This is a genomic window from Streptomyces sp. NPDC048566, from assembly GCF_043199735.1.
Taxonomy (GTDB): Bacteria; Actinomycetota; Actinomycetes; order Streptomycetales; family Streptomycetaceae; genus Streptomyces.
In genome coordinates this window covers 217,261-221,373 of sequence record NZ_JBICWL010000009.1, presented here as the reverse complement: position 1 = coordinate 221,373, position 4,113 = coordinate 217,261, and the positions used below count along the sequence as shown (strand labels likewise).

The following is a 4,113-nucleotide window of genomic DNA, read 5'->3' as shown; positions in this document are numbered from 1 at the left end:
GCAAGACGCTCGGCTGGGATACCCCAGCCGAGCGTCTACGTGATCTACTCACCACCTGAAACCAAGCGGTGTTGCGACGACCCCTTGAACCCAAGCTCCGCAACGGAGGACCGGGGGCCCCGGCCGTGGTCGCGGAGGCGCCCCGGTCCGGGGCGCGTCCGCGCGGGCTCAGTGGAAGAAGTGCCGCGTCCCGGTGAAGTACATGGTGACGCCGGCCTTCTTCGCGGCCTCCACGACCAGCTCGTCGCGGACCGAACCGCCGGGCTGGACCACGGCCTTGACGCCCGCGTCGGCGAGGATCTCCAGGCCGTCGGGGAAGGGGAAGAAGGCGTCCGAGGCGGCGTAGGAACCGCGAGCGCGCTCGGCGCCGGCCCGCTCGACCGCGAGCTTCGCGGAGTCGACCCGGTTGACCTGGCCCATGCCGACGCCGACCGAGGCGCCGTCCTTGGCGAGCAGGATCGCGTTGGACTTCACCGCGCGGCAGGCCCGCCAGGCGAAGGCCAGCTCGTCCAGCTCGCCCGGGCTCAGCGCGTCGCCGGTCGCCAGGGTCCAGCTCGCCGGGTTGTCGCCGTCGGCCTGGAGCCGGTCGGTGACCTGGAGCAGGGCGCCGCCGTCGACGGGCTTGATCTCGACGGGCGTGGACGGGGCGTTGTGGGCGCGCAGCACCCGGATGTTCTTCTTCCGGGTGAGGGCTTCGAGGGCCCCGTCCTCGTACTCGGGCGCGACGATGACCTCGGTGAAGATCTCCGCGACCTGCTCGGCCATCTCCTTGGTGACCGGGCGGTTGACCGCGATCACCCCGCCGAACGCGGACAGCGGGTCGCAGGCGTGCGCCTTGCGGTGCGCCTCGGCGACGCTCGACGCGACCGCGATGCCGCACGGGTTGGCGTGCTTGATGATCGCGACGCAGGGGTCGTCGTGGTCGTACGCGGCACGGCGGGCGGCGTCCGTGTCCGTGTAGTTGTTGTACGACATCTCCTTGCCGTGCAGCTGCTCCGCCTCGGCGAGGCCGCCGGTGCCGGAGGTGTAGAGCGCGGCGGGCTGGTGCGGGTTCTCGCCGTAGCGCAGGGTGTGCGAACGCTCCCAGGTGGCACCGAGGAAGTCGGGGAACCGCGTGTCGTCGACCGGCGCGTAGTCGGAGGCGAACCACGAGGCGACCGCGACGTCGTAGGCGGCGGTGTGCTGGAACGCCTCGGCGGCGAGCCGCTTGCGGGTGCGCAGGTCGAAACCGCCGCCGCGGACCGCTGCGAGGACGTCGCCGTAGCGGCCGGGGCTGGTGACGACCGCGACCGAGGGGTGGTTCTTGGCGGCGGCACGCACCATCGAGGGACCGCCGATGTCGATCTGCTCGACGCACTCGTCGGGGCTCGCCCCGGACGCGACCGTCTCGCGGAAGGGGTAGAGGTTGACGACGACCAGGTCGAAGGGCTCGACGCCGAGCTCGGCCAGCTGACGGCGGTGGCTGTCGAGCCGCAGGTCGGCGAGGATGCCGGCGTGCACCTTCGGGTGGAGCGTCTTGACGCGGCCGTCGAGGCACTCGGGGAAGCCGGTCAGCTCCTCCACCTTGGTGACGGGCACCCCGGCCGCGGCGATCCTCGCGGCGGTGGAGCCGGTGGAGACGAGCTCGACGCCGGCGGCGTGCAGCCCGCGCGCCAGCTCCTCGAGACCGGTCTTGTCGTACACGCTGACGAGCGCGCGCCGGATGACCCGCTTGCTTCCCTCGGTGCTCTCGGCGGTGCCTGTGCTGTCGGCGGTCACTGGATAACTACCTTTCGTCCCTCAATGCGATAGCCGTTGCGGGCGAGCCGCCCCACGACATCGACGAGCAGCCTTCGCTCGACTTCCTTGATGCGCTCGTGCAGAGCGCTCTCGTCGTCCTCGTTGCGGATCTCGACCACGCCCTGGGCGATGATCGGCCCCGTGTCGACGCCGTCGTCGACGAAGTGGACGGTGCAGCCGGTGACCCGGGCTCCGTACGCGAGCGCGTCGCGGACGCCGTGGGCGCCGGGAAAACTGGGGAGCAGCGCCGGATGGGTGTTGACGAGGCGTCCGCCGAACCGGGCGAGGAACTCCTTGCCCACGATCTTCATGAAGCCCGCGGAGACGACGAGGTCGGGCTCGTGCGCGGCGGTCGCCTCGGCGAGCGCGCGGTCCCACTCGTCCCGGCTGCCGTGGTCCCCGACCTTGCAGACGAAGGTGGGCAGTCCGGCGCGTTCGGCACGGGCGAGCCCCTCGATGCCGTCGCGGTCGGCGCCGACGGCCACGACCTCGGCTCCGTAGGCTGCCGGGCCCGACGCGGCGACGGCGTCCAGCAGTGCCTGGAGATTCGTGCCTGATCCGGAGACCAGCACGACGAGGCGCTTGGCCTTGGCCACGGCGGGGCCCTTTCTCGGGGGAGCGTTTGTACGGTCGTACGAATGCTTCGCGCCCCGGGATACGGGGAAGTCTACGAACCGGCCGACCGTCAGCAACGATACCGGCACACCGGGCGGCCCCCACGGGACGGGGGCGGGGCCGGACGGTAGCGTCTGGGGAGGATCCACCCGGGAACACCGTCCGCCGCGGGGAACGCCCCGCGCACACAGGACGTTGACCTGGGACGAGCACCATTACGCGCGGGGCAGGGCCCCGGTACCACCCGCCGCACCCGCACCGGACCTCCGGGGCGCGCGCCCGGGGGTCCGGACCCGGCGCCGCGCACACGCCGCCCGCCAGAACCACCAAGGGGAAGACGCTCACCTGATGCCGGACCGCAGTCTCCGACTCCCTCCGCTCCTGCTGCGCGAGCGGCGCCCTTCGTCCACCCCTCACCGCCCGGAAGGGGACGGCTCCCCCGGCGGCGGCTCCGGCTCCGCGGGCGGAAACGGCAGCGGCCGGGCCGGGGGAAGCGACGACGGCACCCCCGAGGAGCACGGCCCCGGCACTCCTGCCGCGGGCCCGGCGGATCTGTCCAAGCCGTCGGCGTCCCCGGGTTCGTCCGGCCGGTCCGGCGCCCCGGCCCCGGAGGACAACCCGTTCGCGCCTCCGCCCGAGGGAACCCCCGACCGCCCCTGGCAGCCGCGCGGGCACGACCGGGACTCCGAGGGCGGAGGCGAGGACGGCGACAGCGGGTCCGGCCGCTCCCCGTGGGGCAGCCACTGGAGCGACCGGCAGCCGGGCCCCTCCAGCGGCGGCGGCTTCGGCGACCGGCCCGGGGCGCCCAAGGGCCAGGGCGGCGGACCCGAGGGCCAGGGCGGCGGTCCCGGCTCGGGCATGCGCTGGGACCCCACGGACCCCGCACAGCGCCGCGCGCGGTACGCGCTGCTCTCCGGCATGTGGGCGTTCTTCTTCGCCCTCTTCAACTGGCCGTACGTGGCGCTGCTGCTCGGCGCGCTGGCCTTGTACTGGGGTGTCAGCGCGCTCCGCGGCAAGGCCCGTACCGCGGCCCCGAAGGCGCCGGCCCCCGAAGCGGAGGCCCGCCCGCAGCAGGCCGCCCCGAACGGCCGCCCGCAGGTGACCGCGGCGGTCAGCGGCCTGGTCACGGCGTCGCTGGCGGTCCTCATGGTCGCCGGGACGTTCACCGCCCAGCTGGTCTACCGCGACTACTACTCCTGCACGCAGGACGCCCTGACGACCGCGGCGAAGCACTCCTGCAACGACCTGCTCCCGAAGGAACTCCGCGGCGTCCTGGGCACGAGCAGCTAGCCGGGCGCACCGGCCGCCCGGAGCGCACCGGCCGTCCCGGGCTCCGGGGCCGCGGAGGGCCGAACGGGGCCGACCCACCCGCCGCGCGCGGAGTCGGCCCCGGTTCGCCCGAGCCCGCCGCACGGGGAGCCGAACCCGCCCGTCCGCCCGGCCCGCCGTGCGGGGAGCGGGCCCCGTTCGTCCGCCGGGCCCGCCGCGTGGAGAATGGGCCTCGGGCGTCCGTCTCCGGCCCACCGCTCGGGGAGGCGGCCCCTTCCTCCGCCCCCGGCCCGCCGCGCGGAGAGCGGGCGCCGGTTCGTCCATCCCCGCTGTGCGGGAGCCGCCCTCGTTCCTCGCCTCCGGTCCGCCGCGGCGAGAGTGGGCCCGTTGCCTCCGTGCCCGCCTACCGCACGGGGGAGCCGGCACCCGCTTCTCCGCCCCGGCCCGCCT

At 74.5% G+C, this 4,113-nt stretch carries 3 protein-coding genes; 1 reads left to right on the top strand and 2 read right to left on the bottom strand.

Annotation, left to right across the window (positions count from 1 at the left end):
* Positions 1 to 168 precede the first annotated feature (168 nt).
* Together purH and purN are read right to left on the bottom strand one after the other, a co-directional pair.
* Positions 169 to 1,758, bottom strand: coding sequence for a bifunctional phosphoribosylaminoimidazolecarboxamide formyltransferase/IMP cyclohydrolase (gene purH, locus ACGFS9_RS17375; RefSeq protein ID WP_393254049.1), 1,590 nt, complete (start codon positions 1,756 to 1,758; stop codon positions 169 to 171).
* Positions 1,755 to 2,375, bottom strand: coding sequence for a phosphoribosylglycinamide formyltransferase (purN, locus tag ACGFS9_RS17370; RefSeq protein ID WP_393254047.1), 621 nt, complete (start codon positions 2,373 to 2,375; stop codon positions 1,755 to 1,757). The genes purH and purN overlap by 4 nt, the downstream gene beginning before the upstream one ends.
* A gap of 367 nt (positions 2,376 to 2,742) precedes the next feature.
* Between purN and ACGFS9_RS17365 the strand changes: the two genes are divergently transcribed.
* Complete coding sequence (locus tag ACGFS9_RS17365; protein ID WP_393254046.1) at positions 2,743 to 3,684, top strand: hypothetical protein; 942 nt, start codon at positions 2,743 to 2,745, stop codon at positions 3,682 to 3,684.
* Positions 3,685 to 4,113 lie beyond the last annotated feature (429 nt).

Excerpts from the sequence above, each read along its gene's own strand:
- ACGFS9_RS17365 (WP_393254046.1), top strand. The coding sequence starts at position 2,743 with ATGCCGGACCGCAGTCTCCGACTCCCTCCGCTCCTGCTGCGCGAGCGG.